Here is a 16,038-nt window from a genome sequence, read left to right on the forward strand (position 1 = left end):
GATGTCAATGCCGAAGCCAGCCTACGATGACCTCATGACCTGGCTGGAGACCAGTACCGAGAACTGCACGGTGCAGCGCACGCTCGACCTCGTCGGCGAGAAGTGGTCGCTGCTGGTGCTGCGCGACGCCATGAACGGGGTGCGCCGCTTCGACGACTTCCGGCGCCACATGGGGCTCTCCGAGGCGGTGCTGGCGGACCGGCTGCGCAAGCTGGTCGCCGCGGGGATCCTCGACACCGTCCCCTACCGCGAGCCGGGCAGCCGCACCCGGAACGAGTACCGGCTCACGTCCAAGGGCTGGGACCTGTGGCCCGCGATGATCGCCCTCAAGCAGTGGGGCGACCGCTACACCGCGGACCCGCAGGGCCCGCCCCTGGAGGTGCGCCACCGTGACTGCGGGGAACCCGTCGAGGCCGCGGTCGTCTGCGCCTGCGGGCACGAGGCGCTCACCCCGCGGCAGGCCTATACCCGGCCCGGAGCGTCGGCGCGCGCCGTGGACTGACCGGCGGCGCGGTCCCCGCGGTGGGCGGCCTTCACCTCCTCCCAGCGGGCCGCCTGGGTGGCCGTCAGCGTGCCGCGCAGTTCGCCGAGTTTGAGGAGGTTGGCCTCGGCGGCCGAGGTGAGGGTCCGCGCCTCGGCGCGGTAGTGGTCCTCGACGAGGGCGTCGAGCTCCGCGTCGTTCATGACCGGGGAGATGCGCTCGGCGAGCTGGTTCATGTTCCGGTAGGAGCCCTGCAGCCGGAAGGCCGGTTCGGTGCGCGAGTCGTCGGACTGCGCGGCGGAGGCGATGTAGGCGCGGTTGACGGCCAGTACGGTGCGCTGGGCGCGCAGCAGCAGGCGCAGGACGGCGACGACCCGTTCCCGTTCGGCCGGCGGGTAGGGAAGCGCCGTCCGGTCGGCGCGGGCGGTGCCGTCGCCCCGGGCGAGGCGCAGGAGGAGTTCGAGGTCGGCGCGGTCCCGGCCGGCGAGGGGGGCCAGCACGGGGTTGGCGGTGAGGGCGTTCTCGGTGAAGCTGAGGGCGAAGAGGTCGTCGTGCCCGGTGAGGACCTCGCCGAGGTTCCACACGTCGGCGCGGTTGGCCAGCATGTCGGGAACGCGGAAGCGCGCCCCGGACTCGGTGTACGGGTTGCCGGACATGACGACGGCGAAGCGTTTGCCCCGCAGGTCGTGGGAGCCGAGGCGGCGTTGGCCGTCGCAGAGCGGGATGAAGCGCTGGAGCAGTTCCGGCGACACGTGCTGGATGTCCTCCAGGTGGAGCAGCACGTTGCTCGCGGCCGCGAGCGCGAAGTGGATCTTGCGGATCTCGGGGTGGTCGTCGTCCAGCGAGGTGACCGAGGAACCCAGCGCCGGGCCGCTGACGGTGACGAGCAGCATGCCGAGGCGTTCGGCCACGTATTCCACCAGCGTGGTCTTGCCGTAGCCGGGGGGCGAGATCAACAGCAGCAGGCCGGAGTTGTCGGTGCGCCGGGTCTCGCCCGCGGCGCCGATCTGCCGGGCGAGGTTGTCGCCGACCAGGGGGAGGTAGACCTCGTCCAGCAGGCGGTTGCGGACGAAGGTGGTCGGCGGCGAGGGCCGGAACTCGTCCAGGCGCAGCCGTGTGCGCTCCCGCGCGAGCAGGTCGGTGCGCAGCCGCCGGTAGGCCCGGAAGGCGGGCACGCGCTCGGCGCGGAAGGCGGTGGTGCGGGCGAGGAACTCGTCGAGGCGGAGGGTCAGGGCGCCGTTGCGGAGGCGGGGGTGGCGGCCGAGCAGTCCGTCGACGCGGGCGGTGGGGTCGGCACCGCTGTCGCGGCGGGGCAGCCGCTCGTCCAGCAGCCGCAGGGCGACGGCCTCGGCCAGGTCGCCGGGGGCGGCGTCATCGCCGCAGGAGGCGAGGTACGAACCCAGCCAGGCCTCGGCGAGCTGGTGGCGGACGGGCAGCGAGGCGAGGTCGTCGGGCAGTGCGGCGAGAGCCGCGTCGGGACCCCGGCCGTCGGCGGCGGTCCGGAACTTCTCCAGCAGGGTGCGCGCGGTGGCGGCGGTGACGAAGGAGACCTCCCCCGCTGTGGCCGTCCGGCCCACGTCCTCCGAGTCCTCCGAGTCCTCTGAGTCCGCGGCCGCCCCGGAGCCCCCGGCCGCCCCGGAGTCCCCGGAGTCCCCGGTCCGGGCGAGCTCCTCGAAGAGGTACTCCCCCGCCGGCCCCGTGTCCCCCGGGTCGAGTCCGGCCGCGGCGGCGAAGCCGGCGACCGACCGGGCCAGTTCGCCGGACAGCGCGACGACGGCCGGGGCGGGTCCGAACGCGGCGCGCGCCTGTCCCAGGGATGCCGCGCGAGTGGTCCAGGCGGCGCGCGCGGTGTCGTCGGCGCCGTACGCCCAGAACAACCGGGCCGCGGCGCGGGCCGCCGCCGGGTAGCGCAGCAGCCCGGCCTCGGCCCGCAACCGCAGCAGGGCGCCGAGGACGGCGGTGGCGTCGTGGTCGTGGACGCCGCGCTCGTAGCCCTCGTCGAAGCGGGACTCGGCGGCCTCCCGTACGACGTCGAGGAGCCGGCCGGAGGCCGCGGCCTCGTCCAGGGCGTCCGGCGGATCGGTGTCCGCGAGGAGGGCCGCGGCCAGGTACTCGGCGCGGTAGACCTCGGCGGTCTCCGAGACCAGGTGCTGGTCCCAGAAGGGCCGGGTGGCCGCGAACGCCGGGTCGAGGACCGGGGCGCGGTAGTCGGTGCCGGTGAGGGCGAAGGCCATCGTCCCCTCGTGCGGTACGAGCGTCAGCTCGGCGCGCCCGCCGGCGACCGCGAAGCGGTGGCGGCCGAAGCGGACGGTGGCGCCGCCGTCCGCCGCGTCCTGGAGGTCGGCGCGGTCGCGCAGCGCCCGGACCGCCTGCCCGCGGGCGGCCTGGAGGCGGCCGGCCCATTCCTCGGCCCCCACGGGGTCGCCGAGTGCGCGCAGTTCGTCGCAGACCCGGCCGAGCCTGACGGCCATGGGGTCGGAGGTGACGTAGGCGTTCACCTCGTCGAGTGAGGTCAGGGAGGCGAGGCGGCGCCGGACGGCGTCCATGATGCGGCCGGCGGATGCGGCGAGTCGCCCGGCACGGCGGGCGCGTTCGTCCAGCAGAAGCTGCCGGCGGGCGGAGAACGCCTCCTGGACCTCCGTGCGCCGGTCGTCCAGTGCGGTGGCGAAGTCGTCGGACTCGCCGAAGCGGGCCTGGAGCGTCTCGATCCGCAGCAGCAGACGGGCGAGCTGCTCCTCGCATCCCTCAGGGGTGCCGGCCGCGGCCAGCCCCGCGGCGACGGCCTGGGCGAGCAGGGCCGACTCCGCGGCGAACCCGGCGCGGCCCTCCCGCTCCAGCAGTTCCGCCCGCCGGGCGTCGAGGACGGCCCGGACCCGGTTGGCCTCGGCGAGGACCGCGCCGATCCGTTCCAGGACCGAGGTGCGGAGCAACGGGTCGGCGATGTCCAGGTCGGCCACCACCTCGCCGACGGTGCGCAGGTCCTCGGTCCGCTCGGCCAGCCGCGCGGCCGCCGGCGCCGCTTCGGCGGTGGTGGCGATGGCCGCCGCCGCGCCCGCGAGCGCCCTGACGTCCCTGTGGTGGCCGTCGAAGGCGTCCTCCCGGGCCAGGAAGGCGACCGCCCGGCGGGCGGCGTCGGCGAGGTCGTCGGCGAGTCCGGCGGCCAGCCGCTCGATGCGGCCGGTGTCGGCGTACCGCATGTCGCGCAGCGACTGCAACCGGCCCTGCGCGCGGCGGAGTTCGGCGAGCCGCCGCACCCAGCCGGCCGCGCTGTCCGGCTCCCGGTCTCGACCGCCGCGCACGAGGGCGGCGACCTGCCCGGCGGCCTCGTCGAGGGCGCCGGCCGCCTGCGCGGTCAGCGCCGTGACCGCCTCGAACTCCTTCAGCGCCTGCCGCGCGGTGGTGCGGAGCTCCTCCAGCGGCTCGTGCAGGGCTCCGAGGCCGTTCCCGGCGAGCCACGGGTGACGGTCGGTGCTCCGTTCGCAGGCGGCGGCGATCGCCTCGTACACCGAGGCGGTCGCTCCCGTCTCCTCCGCCAGCCGCGCGGCCGAAAGGCAGTCGGCGATCCCGGCGACCAGATCGGCGTTCCCCACGCGGCCGAGCGGTCCCGGGGCGGCGGGGCGGGCGGCGGCGTGGGCGTCGGAGGTGAACGGAGTCCGCCAGACCTGCAGCGGGTGGCGGCGGGAGGGCTCACCGGACTCGGGGCGCAGCAGCACCAGGGTGCCGTCGTCGAGCAGCGTCCACCCCCGGCAGGAAAGGGGGCCGGCGCCCTCCCCGCGGATCACGTTGTACGGCTGCAGCAGGGCGCGTCCCCCGGTGCGGGAGTGGAAGACGTACAGCAGGTCCTCACCGTTGGGCGACCGGATGAGGCGCTCGAACTCCAGGCCGTCGGTGGGGATGTCGAAGGTGCGCACGGCGCCGCCGGCACGGCAGTAGCCGCCGGGGAAGACGACGCCTTGCTCGCCGGGCAGCGTGAGGCACGCCTGTCCGACGGCGTCGAGCCGTGTCACCCCGCGGGTGCGGGTGTCGAAGACCAGATGCCGTGCGCGGGCCTCGTTGTACGGGCGCACCCGCAGCAGGATCAGCGCCCCGGCGCGCGCGTGGGCGATGTCGGCGTCGGCCAGTGACTGCAACGGCTCGTCCACCGGTTCGCGGTGGACGCCCTCCGGGGAGCCGGTGTCGTTCTCGGCCTTGACGGTGAGCGTGCCGCCGACCGCGGAGACGAAGACCTCGCCCTCGACCGAGACATGGGGGTGGCGTCCCAGGACGTGGTCGTCGCGGGTGGTCTCCCGCCAGACCAGGTCGTGGGCGGGCGGCCGGACGTGGTCGCGCTCGCCGCGGGCGTCGAGATAGGCGACCGTGCCGTCGGCGCCCAGCCGCCAGCGCAGGGCCCGTACGTCGGTGGCGGCCGGGCCGGTGCGGAAGACGGCCAGCAGGGTGCCGTCCACGACGCGCAGCCGGTCGAGGCGCGCGTCGCGGTAGTAGCGGTGGAACTCGGTGAGGTCCCGCCGGAAGGCGGGGTCGTCCAGGAGTCCGGGGACGGCGTCGCTGCCGACGCGCTCAAAGCCGGTGGCCTCGTGGAGCGAGAACACGTCCTCGATCGTGCCGCCGCCCGGCGCGTGGAGTCCGAGCAGCAGTAGGCCGCCCACCGCGACGATGTCGCCCGGTACGCCCGCCCGGCCGGTGAGCGCGTGGCCGCTGCCGGTCGGCCGCAGTTCGCCGCCGCCGAAGGTCTCGATGCGCCGGGTGTTCAATTCCTTTGCTCGGGACCTGAGTTCGCCTGCGGCTGCGATCAGGCGGCCGCGCAGGACCTCGTGGGTGCCGGCCTCCACAAGGGCCTCCGGCTCGGGCTGCGGCTGCGGCTCGGGCTTCGGCTGCGGCTGCGGCTGCTCGATGGGCATGGTGTGCGCGCTCCTTGACTGTCCCCGGACGGTCGTCAGACGTGTGCCGTGCCGTTGAGGCCGGCGACCGGGGTCTGGTCGAGGCCGAGCTCCCGCGCCGTGTCGAGCAGTCGCCGGAACTGCCCGCTCTGGGTGCCTCCCGCGCTGATCAGACGCATGAGCAGGGCGGAGACCGTCAGGTCGCGGACGTCGGCGGCGTCGACGGAGCCGAGCACACGCGCCAGGTCGTCGGCGATGTTCGACTCGCCGCTCAGCCAGGGCCGGGCGAGGGCCCGGGCCGTGTCGGAGTGCTCGACGAAGGCGTCCACGCTCTTCCCGTACGAGACGGACTTCACCAGCCGGTCGAAGAAGACGCTGTCCCCGCCGACGATGTCGATGTTCGCCTTCTCCAGTCCGGCGCCGACCAGCGCCGCCTGCGCCTCGGCGATCTGCCGCTGGACGTCGAGTCCCGCGAGCCGGATGTCCTTCTCCGCGGCGAGCCGCAGCCGGTACTCCTCGTGCCCGCGCGAGGCCTCGTCCAAGGCGGCCATCGCGGCCGCCTTCTCGGTGAGGCCGGCCGCCTCCGCCCTCAGCTTCTCGCCGATCTCGGTGGCCGCCGCGTGCGCCTTCTCCACCGCCACGGCGGCCTCCGCCCGGCCGGTCTTCTCGATGGCCTCGGCGTCCTTCTCGCGGACCCGCACCGCGGCCAGCCCCTCGGCGGCGGCCTCCGCCTGAACACCCTCCGCGAGCCGGACCTTGGCCTGGGCGTCGAGTTCGGCCGCCTGCCGGCGGGCCTCCGCCAGCGTCAGCGCCTCGCGTGCCTTGTGGTGCGCCGCCGCCTCGGCCGCCTCCGCCGCCTTGATGTCCTTGACCAGCTTCTCCTGGGCCTCGGCCTCGGCGTGGATGACGACCGACTGGCGGGCGCGTTCGGCCTCCTCGACCGTGCGCAGCCGCTTGATGCTCTCCTCCTGTTCGGCGACGGTGCGGTCCACGGCCACCCGCTCGCGGATGACCTCGGCGATCTGCCGCTTCTCGCCCTCGACCTCCTTGTCCTTGGCGATCCGCGTCAGCTCGGTCTCCCGTTCGCGCGCGATGACCTCCAGCAGTCGGTCCTTCTCGATCCGCTCGTTCTCCACGGCGATGACCCGCTCGCGGTTCTTCTGGGCGACGGCGACCTCGCGGGCCTGGTTCTCGCGCTGGATCCCCAACTGCTCCTCGGTGCGCAGGAAGGCGGTCTGGGCGTTGAGCCGCTGCTCCTCCTGCACCTGGGCGGTGGTGGCCTCCTCCGTCGCGCGCAGGGTCTCGACCTCGCGCCGCTGCCGGATCTCGGCCTCGGCCTGGCGGCGTTCCAGCTCCAGGATCGTCTCGCGGGCGTCGACGTTCTGCCGCGTGATCTCCTTCTCCTCGGTGCGCTGGTACTCGTTGGTCCGCACATGCTCGATCGCCGTCAGCTCGGTGATCTTCCGGATGCCCTGGGCGTCCAGGATGTTGGCCGCGTCCAACTGGCTCATCGGGGTCTGCTCGAGGAAGTCGATGGCCGCGTCGTCAAGGTGGTAGCCGTTGAGATCGGTCCCGATGACCGCGATGATGCGGTCCCGGAACTCCTCCCGCTTGGTGTAGAGGTCGACGAAGTCCAGTTGCTTGCCGACGGTCTTCAGGGCCTCGGAGAACTTGGCGGCGAAGAACTGCTGGATCGTCTCCTGGCTGCTGGCACGCTGCGTCCCGATGGACTGGGCCACCTTGATGACGTCCTCGACGGTCTTGTTGACGCGTACGAAGAAGTTGATGTGGATGTCGGCGCGGATGTTGTCCCGGCAGATCAGGCCCTCGCGGCCGGTCCGGCGGATCTCGACGGTCTTGACCGAGATGTCCATGACCTCGGCCTTGTGCAGCACCGGAAGGACCACGGCACCGGTGAAGGTGACGTCGACCTTCTTGGTCTTGGAGACGATCAGCGCCTTGCTCTGCTCGACCTTGCGGAACAGCCGGCCGACGATCAGGAGCATGCCCAGGGTGACGAGCAGGACGACGGCGACGAGCACGCCGATCCCGATGGTGATGGCGTCCATCAGCAATCCTCGGAGAAGAGGTGGAAAGGGGTGAAGGAGGTGAAGGGGGAGTCCGGGTGGGCGCGGTGGCTCAGCCGGCCGGGCGGCGATCCGGATCGAGCGCGGCGTCGTACGGCGCGACCAGGAAGCACTCCCGGACGGCGTCGTAGTCGAAGATCAGCGCGGCACTGCCGTTGATCAGACCCTCGTCGGGTCCGAGGACGCGTACCTGGACCACCGCGGCCGATCCGTCGGCGGCGGTGACCTCGGCCTGCCCGAAGTCGGGGCCGACGCGGCCGGTGCGGACGACGCAGACCCTGCCGACGAAGTCGGAGCGCGAGGGCGCCCGTTCTCGGGGTACCAGTCGGCGCAGCGGCAGGAGCAGCGTCCGCGTACCGGCCCAGGAGCACAGCAGCGCGCCCGCCAGGACCGCGGTGCCGGTCAGCGGGCCTCCCCCGGCGAGGACCCGCCCGGCCAGGGCGGCGAACCAGGCGATGCCGATCAGCAGCGACACCGTGACGGTGACCGGTACGCCGTCCAGCCCGACACCGGCCAGGACGCCGGCGAAACCGCCCGTGTCCCTGTGCCCGCCTTCGTGGGCGTCGACGCCCTCTCCCCCGTGTCCCCCGTGTCCCCCGTCGAGGGCGTCGACGTCCAAGCCACCGAGCAGGACACTCCCCCAGTACCCGATGACCACCACGAGCGCGAAGCTGAACAGGGCGGTGGGGTATCCGAGCGCGGCATCGACGAATTCGCGCACCCCGGCCCTCCCCCGCTTCGTACTCTGGCCCCGTTGTCGGTGCCATGACGATGGTGGCAGGGCGGATGGCCCGCGCACATTGCCGGTTCCCGGCAATCTTGACGTGATGTTGACGGCCTGTTGACGGCACAACCTCGGGCGCTACAGCGGCCGTTCCGGCCAGCCGAGCAGTCGGGCGCCCATCGCCGCGGTCTCCAGGGTGTACCGGTGCAGCGGGTCGCCGGGGTCGTAGCCGGTCAGCACCTTGATCCGCTCCAGGCGGTAGGTGAACGTCCGTACCCCCAGGCCGAGACGCCGTGCCGCCTCCGCGTTGACGTGCCCCGCCTCGGCGTGCGCGGAGATGGTCTCCAGCAGCGGACCGGCCCCGCCGCGCGCCTGCTCGAGCGGCCCCAGCACGCTGTGGACGAGGTCGGACATGGCGGCCCGGTCCCGCATGAGCACGGGGAAGACCAGCAGTTCCTCGGCGCGCAGGACCTCGGGATGGAGCCGCAGCCGGTCGGCGACGTCGAGGGCCCCGAGTGCCTCCTCGTAACTGCGCACGATGCCGCCGGTACCGGAGTGGACGCGCCCGACCGCCACCCTCCGGGCGGCTCCGTAGCCGGCCCCGGGGCGCAGCGCTGTCTCGGCGAACACCTCGAAGACGGCACGCTCGCTGCCGGGGGCGATGCACACCAGGCGGCCGTCCTTGCCGGCCATCAGGACGTCGCGTCCGCCGAACCTGGCCACCAACTCCCGCTCGATGCGCCGCAGCACGGGACGGCCGTCCTCGTAGGCGTCCACGCCGCGCGCCACCGCCACGGCGTGGCCGCGGCCCAGCCGGAGCCCGAAGCGCTGGGCGCGCTCGGCGAGCCTTCCCGGGTCGCTGCGCCCGTACAGCAGGTCGTCGACGAACTCCCCGCGAGCCGCCTCGTCCTGCCGGACCACGAGCCGGCGGGCCCGCTCATGACCCTCGCCGAGCGCGGCCACCGCCGCGTCGAGGGCGGTCAGAACCGCCTCGCCGGCCCTCTGCACGTCCTTCGGCGTACCCGCCCCGGCCACCCCCCGCAGCGCGGGCCAGGCGTCGCGGGTCGCCGTCAGGTAGGAGCCGACGAGTCCGCGCACCCCGCGGCCCGCCCCGGCCGCACGCTCGCCGGACTCCCTGAGCGCCTCCAATTCCTCGCGCCGCAGCCGCCGGCCCGTCCCCGCGACGTCGTCCAGCATCCGCGCGTACGCCTCGAGGTCCTCCTCGGGCAAGCCCTGCATGGCCGTGTCTCCCCCTCCGGCATTGCCACATTGCCGACCTCCGGCAAGCCGGACGCTATCAACTCTGCCGACTCCCGGGAAGGTTGAATTCTTCAACGACCGCTGTGGCGGTTCCATGGCGAACACGTCCCCCGCACACCCGACTTGACGTACGGCCGTTCGAAGCGCCAAGATCTCCGCACACTCCCCAGGTCTCCCCCCGTGGCCTGGGGAGTGCCGCGTTCAGCCGGCGGGCAGGAGAACGCCCGGGTTGAGGATGCCCGCCGGATCCAGGGCGGCCTTGGCGGCGGCCAGGGCGGCGGCGAAGGGATCGGGGCGCTGCGTGTCGTACCAGGGGCGGTGGTCGCGGCCGACGGCGTGGTGGTGCGTGATCGTGCCGCCGTGGTCGGCGATCGCCTGGGAGACGGCGGCCTTGATGTCGTCCCACTGGGCGACCGTGCTGCCCCAGCGTCCGGCGGCGTAGATCCCGAAGTAGGGCGCCGGCCCGTCGGGGTGGACATGGCTGAACCGGCAGGTGACCACGCCGGTGCCGCAGATGGTGCGGATCGCCTGGTCGGCGGCGTGGGTGACGGCGGCGTGGAGCTCCGCGAACCGGTCCCAGGTGCAGGCGGTCTCGAAGGTCTCCACGACCAGGGACTGCTGGGCCAGGGCGTCGCGCTGGTAGGGCATGCGGAGGAAGGACGAGCGCCAGGACCGGTCGGCCGCGGGGCGGGAGTCCGCGGCGTCGGCCGTGTCGCTGTGGCGGGCGGGCTCGGTCAGGTGCCCGCCGTGGTCGCGGCACAGTTCCAGCGCGCGGTCCATCCAGGGAGCCAGCGGGTGGTCGGCGGACTCGAAGGCCAGGATCAGGACGCTGCCGCCGGTGGTGACGCCCGCGTTGATCAGGGCTTCGGCGGGGTCCAGCAGCCGGCAGTTCGACGGGTGCAGTCCGGACTGGGCCAGGGCGCGGGTGGCGGCGACAGCGGCCGTGAAGTCGGAGAAGTGGACGGAGGCGTTCGCCCGCCACCGGGGCCGGGCGTGCAGGCGCATCCACGCCTCGGTGATGATCCCGAGGGTGCCTTCGGAGCCGAGGAACATCCGGTCGGGAGAGGGCCCGGCACCCGAGGACGGCAGGCGCCTGGACTCACCGGTGCCGGAGGGCGTGACGACGCGCAGCGCCTGGGTCAGGTCGTCGATGTGGGTGTGGAGGGTGGCGTAGTGCCCGCCGGCCCGGGTGGCCAGCCAGCCGCCGAGGGTGGAGAACTCGAAGGACTGCGGGAAGTGGCGCAGCGTCAGCCCGGACGGCCGCAACTGGTCCTCCAGGTGCGGTCCCAGCACCCCTGCCTGGACGCGGGCCGAACGGCTCACGGGATCGATCTCCAGTACGCGGTCGAGGTGCTCCAGGTCGACGGTCACCACCGGACGGCCGTCGTCCAGCCGGGGTTCGACGCCGCCGACGACGGAGCTGCCGCCCCCGAAGGGGATGACCGCGATCCGCTCTCCGGTGCACCAGTCGAGGAGGTCGACGACGTCCTGTTCGGTGCGGGGGCGGGCGACCAGGTCCGGTGCGTGGCGCAGGTCGCCGTGGAGATTGCGGACGACGTCCCGGAAGGCCTTGCCGTGGGTGTGGGCGGCGCGGTCGTACGGGGTGGCGGAGCACAGGTGGGCCAGGGACCGCGGGGCCCGGACCCGCACGGGCGGCAGGGTGAGGGAGGCGACGTCCGGGGGGAGGTGGACGGTGAGGTCGGCGTCCGGCAGCAGGCCGGCCACCCGGTCGGTCAGCGCGGCGCGTTCGGCGCCCTGGACCGCCTGCCCGACCGTGCCCCATCCCCACCACGACCGTGTGCCCGCTGCCGGCATGCGCGTCCGCCCTTCACGTGATCGATATGACTGATGGGTAAATTACCACTCGGTCATATTGATGGGGAGAGGTTAACTGACCCCGAGGTCAGTTCATTGCCTACAATCGCCGTCGTGGCGAGCGCGAGAACCCGCACGGCGGGAACCAAGGGCGTCCCCCGCGCGGAACGCGAGGAGCAGTTGCTCACCGCGGCCGTCGAGGAGTTCGGGCGCCGCGGCTACGGCGGAGCGTCGATGGCCGCCATCGCCGAGCGGGTCGGGGTGACCAAGCCGCTGCTCTACCAGTACTTCGGGTCCAAGGACGCGCTGTACGCCGCCGCTCTGGAACGGGTGGCGGGCTCGCTGACGCGGGCGCTCGCACAGGCGACCGCCACCGGTGCCACCTCGCTCGGCACCCCCCTGTCCGTGCTGCGCGCGATCTTCACCACGCTCGACGGCGGGCGGCACGCCTGGTTCGTGCTGTACGACCGGACGCTGCCCGCCGCCGGCCCGCTCCGCGATGCCGCCGAGCGCCACCGCCAAGCGATCGACGGACTCGCCGCCGCCGGGAGCGCGGAGTTCCTCGCCGCCCGCGGGATCGAGGACGCCCTGGACTCCGACGTGCTCAAGCACCTGTGGACCGGCACCGTCAGCACCCTGGTCACCTGGTGGATCCACCACCCCGAGGTGTCCGCACCGGAGATGGCGGAGCGCTGCCGGCGGCTGATCACCGCGATCGTCACCTGAGATCCGCGGAGACGTCCCGCGCGGCGCGCTTGCGCGGGACCGGGCTCAGAGCGTGACGAGCCGCACCGCCGCGAGGAGGGTCAGGGCGACCGTGACGCGCTCGAAGACCTTGGGGCTGATCCTGCTGATCGTCGCACGGCCCGCGGCGGCACCGGCCAGGACGGCGGGCACGGTCATCGCACCGAAGGCGAGCGTGGCGGGCGTGATCAGCCCCAGGGCGACGCTGAAGGGCACCTTGAAGGCGTTGAGCAGCAGGAAGAACCAGGCGCTGGTGCCCAGGAAGCCCAGCATCGGCAGCCCCACGGCCAGGAAGTACAGCGTCATGATCGGCCCCGCCGCGTTGGCCGTCATCGTGGCGAACCCGGCCAGGATCCCGGCTGCCGCCGCGACGGCCCGGTGCTGGGCGACCGGGTCGTCCGGGCCGCGCCGCCGGCTCCACCAGTGGACGGCGAGCATCATCAGCAGCAGCCCGCCGATGAGTTCCCGCATCCGCGCGTCGTCGACCCGGTCCACGACCACCGCGCCCAGCACCACCCCCGCCACCACCCACGGGAACAGGCGCGCCAGCCGGCCCCAGTCGGCGTGCCGGCGGTAGGCGGCCACGGCCACCACGTCGCCGACCAGCAGCAGCGGCAGCAGCACACCGGTGGACAGCTTGGCCGGCAGGACGAGCGCGAACAGCGCCACTCCCACCGTCCCGGCCCCGGACACCCCGGTCTTGGAGTAGCCGACGAGGAAGAGGGCGAGCAGCGCCACGGCCCACTGAGCGGTGTCGAGCGACGGCATCAGGGGCACCGGGGATCGGAGAGTGCGGAGGTCACGCCCATGTTCATACCTGGCCGCCGCTCCGGCCCGGCGACCGGGGTCGGTCCTGTCGTCCGTCGTGAGGTGGCGCCGCCCGGCGGCGGGCGACCGTCCGGCGCCCGCGTCGGGTTGTCATCAAGGGTTCCCCGAGGGGCCGTTGCGGCGTGGGGTGATCGTCCCCGGACCGGTCTGGGATGGCGCATCGAAACACCGGGCGGCCGGACGCGCCGCCCGGGAGGAACGAACGTCGGGAGAGGTATGTCCGTCACAGCCGCCGCACCGCGCAGCAGGACCGACCGGGCGAGGCAGACCGCGCGCAGGGGTGCGGTGTTCGCCGCCGCACTCACCCTGGTCGCCGTCGTCCCGCCGGCCGTCGCGGGGGCGCACTCCCCGGCCGGCCCCGGCCCGAGCGGAATCGTGTGGACGACGCAGCAGGTGGCGCCCGGCCTGCAGGTCCGCAGCGGCGTGCTGCGGGACGCCGAGGCGACCGGGGTGTGGACGGTGACCGTGCAGGCGCCTGCCGTCAACCGGCTGACCGGCGCCGCCACATGGGCACCGCTGGGCGACCGCGCCTGGGCCGACGCGACCGCAGGGCGGCTGCGCGAGGCCGGGTTCGAGCCGCGACTGGAGGCGGTGGAGTGGGACACCTACGCCGACACCCCGCGCGGGGTGATGGGGTGGCAGGTCCGGGTCGGCCGCTACGCCACGCAGGCCGAGGCGGGCACGGCGAACGCCGCGGTCGCGGCCGCCGGGTTCCGTACGTCGGCGGAGTGGACCGGCTACGACGGCCGGCAGGCCGCGGACGGCGAGCGCATCCACGTGGCCGTGGTGGACCCGGCGCGGCTGCGCGGGTCGGTCGCGGTCAGCGACGGCGGCAACGTGGCCGACCGGGAGAAGACCTCCGCGGTCGCCGGCCGGCTGGGGTCGCTCCTCGGCGTCAACGGCGGCTTCTTCATCACCTCGGACTCCGACGGCGTCCAGGGCACCGTGGCGGGCGTGTCGGCCGTGGACGGCCGGCTGGAGTCGATGGCGGTCGGCTCGCGTGCCGCGCTGATCCTGGGCGACGGCGGGCGGCGGCCGCGGATCGCCGACCTGTCCACCACCGTGACCGTCCGGGCCGGCGCCGCCACCTACGCGGTGCAGGGCATCAACCGCCTGCCGGGCAAGGTGCGCAACTGCGGTCGCCCCGGCGGCGTCCCGACCGAGCAGCCCCGCCACGACACCACCTGCACCCTGGCGGACGACCTGGTCGAGTTCACCCCCTCCTTCCGCGCCGCGCTGCCCACGGGGAGCGGCGTCCAGGTGGTGCTCGACGCACACGGGACCGTGCTCTCCGCCGGTGCCCGCGGCGGCTCGGCGCCCGAGCGCGGGGCGGTCCTGCAGGGCACCGGCGCGGCGGCGACGTGGCTCACCGAGCACGCGCGGGTCGGCGAGCGGCTGGCCCTGAGCGAGGTGGTGCGGGACGCCGAGGGCCGTCGGGTCCGGCTCGGCCCCGACGACAGCATCGTGAGCGCCGCGCCCACCCTCGTGGAGGACGGACGCGTCCACATCGACGCCGCCACCGAGGGCACCCTGGACCCACTCGACCTGTCGTTCGGGTTCGCGTGGTCCAACGTGCGCCAGCCGCGCACGATGGCCGGCGTCGACCGGCACGGGCGCCTGCTGCTGGTCACCGTGGACGGGCGGCAGCCCGGGGTGAGCGAGGGCTTCACCCTCGGCGAGGCGGCCCGGTTCATGCGGTCGCTGGGCGCCGTGCAGGCCCTCAACCTCGACGGGGGCGGCTCGTCGGCGATGGTCGTCAAGGGCGCCCTGGTCAACGTCCCCTCCGACGCGACCGGTGAGCGGGCCGTCGGCGACACCATCCAGGTCCTGCCCGGGCGCCGCGGCGACCACTGACGCGGGCCGGCGCCTCCCCGACCGCCCCGCTCCGCCCCGGCCGCCCACGGCCGCCCCGAGGCGGGCACGCGGCCCCGGGGTGGCCGGGGCGGGGCGGGGTGTTCCGGTGCCGGATGGTCCGTCCGGCCGGAACGACCACCGGGCATCCCTTTTGCCCCGGTATGATGCGCTTCGTGATCATGTCCGGATGGCCGCGGCGCCGTCCCGCTCACCGCGACGGCCGCCGGGAGGCCACCTCCCTGGCCCCGGTGATCCTGACCGTGCTCATCGCCGCCCTGGCGTTCTCCACCCCGCGGGAGATCGCGATCAGCCGCCTGCTGCCCGTCGCGCCCGCCCTGGCCGCCGCGATGTGGCCGGTGCTGCCGACCGTGCTGCTGGGCTTGTTCTGCCTGCTGGTCATGGTGGGCCTGAGCTTCGTCTACACCGACCTGGGCACCCCGTACACCGGCGCCGCGATCATCGCGGTCACCCTGGCGGCGGCGTACGCGAGCCATGTGCGGATCCAGCGCGAGGAGGCGCTGTTCCACGTCCGGATGGTCGCCGACGCGGCGCAGACCGTGCTGCTGCGGCCGTTGCCGAAGCACATCCAGGGCGTGGAGATCGAGTCGCTGTACCTGGCGGCACAGGAGCAGGCCCGGATCGGCGGCGACTTCTACGAGGTGGCCGACACGCCGTACGGGGTCCGGCTGCTCCTCGGCGACGTGCGCGGCAAGGGCCTCTCGGCGGTCGGGGCGGCCTCCGCGCTGATCAGCTGCTTCCGCGAGGCCGCGCACGACGAGCCGGACCTCAGGGGGATCATCCACCGCCTGGAGACCAGCATCGTCCGCCACAGCTCCGGCTATCCCGGCCAGGACCTCCCGGAGCGCTTCGCCACCGCGGTGATCGCCGAGATCCCGCACGGCGGCGGCCTGCGGCTGCTGAACTGCGGGCACCCGGCGCCGCTTCTGGTGCACGCGGGCCGCGTCCAGGCCCTGGAGCCGTCCCGCGCCTCCCCGCCGCTGCACCTCGCCGACCTCATCGGCGACCGGTACCACGTGGACACCTTCGCCTTCTCCGCCGGCGACCAGCTGCTGCTGTACACCGACGGCGTCACCGAGACCCGCGACCGGGCCGGGGCGTTCTTCCCCCTGCCGGAATGGCTGCGGCAGCAGAGCCCGGCGTCGCCCCGCGAACTGCTGGACGGACTGCACCGCGAGCTGGTGCACTACAGCGGCGGGCGGCTGAACGACGACATCGCCGCGCTCGCGGTGCGCTGCCCGCGCGTCATCGCCCGCGACCCCGGGTGAGAGACCGCGCGGACGGGCGGGACGGCGTCGTTCGCCGACACCTCCGGCCCGGCGGCGTTGCCGTCGGTCACCGCGGCTCGGC

General features: G+C 74.1%; 10 protein-coding genes. 4 read left to right on the forward strand and 6 right to left on the reverse strand.

Going from position 1 to position 16,038, the window contains the following annotated elements; all coding sequences use genetic code 11:
* Window positions 1-34: 34 nt before the first annotated feature.
* Window positions 35-502: a helix-turn-helix domain-containing protein gene (locus AB0F62_RS11050; protein ID WP_361795324.1), complete on the forward strand. Its 468-nt coding sequence runs from the start codon at window positions 35-37 to the stop codon at window positions 500-502.
* On the opposite strand, the gene AB0F62_RS11055 is transcribed toward AB0F62_RS11050, so the two are convergent.
* From AB0F62_RS11055 to AB0F62_RS11075, 5 genes are all read right to left on the reverse strand, one after another.
* Window positions 463-5,379 (reverse strand): DNA repair ATPase, encoded by a 4,917-nt coding sequence (locus AB0F62_RS11055; RefSeq protein ID WP_361795327.1) that lies wholly within the window; start codon window positions 5,377-5,379, stop codon window positions 463-465. The genes AB0F62_RS11050 and AB0F62_RS11055 overlap by 40 nt on opposite strands.
* A gap of 35 nt (window positions 5,380-5,414) precedes the next feature.
* A complete protein-coding gene (locus tag AB0F62_RS11060) occupies window positions 5,415-7,427 on the reverse strand; it encodes a flotillin family protein (protein WP_361795330.1) in 2,013 nt (670 codons plus the stop codon).
* Between the two features lie 70 nt (window positions 7,428-7,497).
* Window positions 7,498-8,166, reverse strand: a complete 669-nt coding sequence (locus AB0F62_RS11065; protein ID WP_361795333.1) for a hypothetical protein — start codon at window positions 8,164-8,166, stop codon at window positions 7,498-7,500.
* Window positions 8,167-8,307: 141 nt separating this feature from the next.
* On the reverse strand, window positions 8,308-9,408 hold the full coding sequence (locus tag AB0F62_RS11070; RefSeq protein ID WP_361795336.1) for a helix-turn-helix domain-containing protein: 1,101 nt from the start codon (window positions 9,406-9,408) through the stop codon (window positions 8,308-8,310).
* Between the two features lie 222 nt (window positions 9,409-9,630).
* Window positions 9,631-11,244 (reverse strand): FAD-binding oxidoreductase, encoded by a 1,614-nt coding sequence (locus AB0F62_RS11075; RefSeq protein ID WP_361795338.1) that lies wholly within the window; start codon window positions 11,242-11,244, stop codon window positions 9,631-9,633.
* A gap of 114 nt (window positions 11,245-11,358) precedes the next feature.
* Here AB0F62_RS11075 and AB0F62_RS11080 point away from each other — a divergent pair, with 114 nt between their 5' ends.
* Window positions 11,359-11,970: a TetR/AcrR family transcriptional regulator gene (locus tag AB0F62_RS11080; protein WP_361795341.1), complete on the forward strand. Its 612-nt coding sequence runs from the start codon at window positions 11,359-11,361 to the stop codon at window positions 11,968-11,970.
* A 45-nt stretch (window positions 11,971-12,015) separates the two neighbouring features.
* On the opposite strand, the gene AB0F62_RS11085 is transcribed toward AB0F62_RS11080, so the two are convergent.
* Entirely contained in the window at window positions 12,016-12,756 is a 741-nt protein-coding gene (locus AB0F62_RS11085) for a sulfite exporter TauE/SafE family protein (RefSeq protein ID WP_361795344.1), read from the reverse strand.
* Window positions 12,757-13,032: 276 nt separating this feature from the next.
* On the opposite strand from AB0F62_RS11085, the gene AB0F62_RS11090 reads away from it, so the two are divergent.
* Window positions 13,033-14,670 carry a phosphodiester glycosidase family protein gene (locus tag AB0F62_RS11090; RefSeq protein WP_361795347.1) on the forward strand — a complete coding sequence of 546 codons (1,638 nt, stop codon included), beginning with the start codon at window positions 13,033-13,035 and terminating at the stop codon, window positions 14,668-14,670.
* Between the two features lie 179 nt (window positions 14,671-14,849).
* The gene (locus AB0F62_RS11095) at window positions 14,850-15,956 is read left to right on the forward strand and encodes a PP2C family protein-serine/threonine phosphatase (protein WP_361795386.1); all 1,107 of its coding nucleotides are present in this window, start codon (window positions 14,850-14,852) and stop codon (window positions 15,954-15,956) included.
* Window positions 15,957-16,038: the final 82 nt, after the last annotated feature.

This window comes from Streptomyces sp. NPDC026673 (assembly GCF_040638135.1).
Lineage (GTDB): Bacteria > Actinomycetota > Actinomycetes > Streptomycetales > Streptomycetaceae > Actinacidiphila.

Bases quoted from the DNA above. Each gene is read 5' to 3' on its own strand.
- AB0F62_RS11050 (WP_361795324.1), top strand. From the start codon at position 35: ATGACCTGGCTGGAGACCAGTACCGAGAACTGCACGGTGCAGCGCACG.
- AB0F62_RS11085 (WP_361795344.1), bottom strand. From the start codon at position 12,756: ATGCCGTCGCTCGACACCGCTCAGTGGGCCGTGGCGCTGCTCGCCCTC.
- AB0F62_RS11090 (WP_361795347.1), top strand. From the start codon at position 13,033: ATGTCCGTCACAGCCGCCGCACCGCGCAGCAGGACCGACCGGGCGAGG.
- AB0F62_RS11095 (WP_361795386.1), top strand. From the start codon at position 14,850: ATGTCCGGATGGCCGCGGCGCCGTCCCGCTCACCGCGACGGCCGCCGG.
- AB0F62_RS11070 (WP_361795336.1), bottom strand. From the start codon at position 9,408: ATGCAGGGCTTGCCCGAGGAGGACCTCGAGGCGTACGCGCGGATGCTG.
- AB0F62_RS11075 (WP_361795338.1), bottom strand. From the start codon at position 11,244: ATGCCGGCAGCGGGCACACGGTCGTGGTGGGGATGGGGCACGGTCGGG.
- AB0F62_RS11055 (WP_361795327.1), bottom strand. From the start codon at position 5,379: ATGCCCATCGAGCAGCCGCAGCCGCAGCCGAAGCCCGAGCCGCAGCCG.
- AB0F62_RS11060 (WP_361795330.1), bottom strand. From the start codon at position 7,427: ATGGACGCCATCACCATCGGGATCGGCGTGCTCGTCGCCGTCGTCCTG.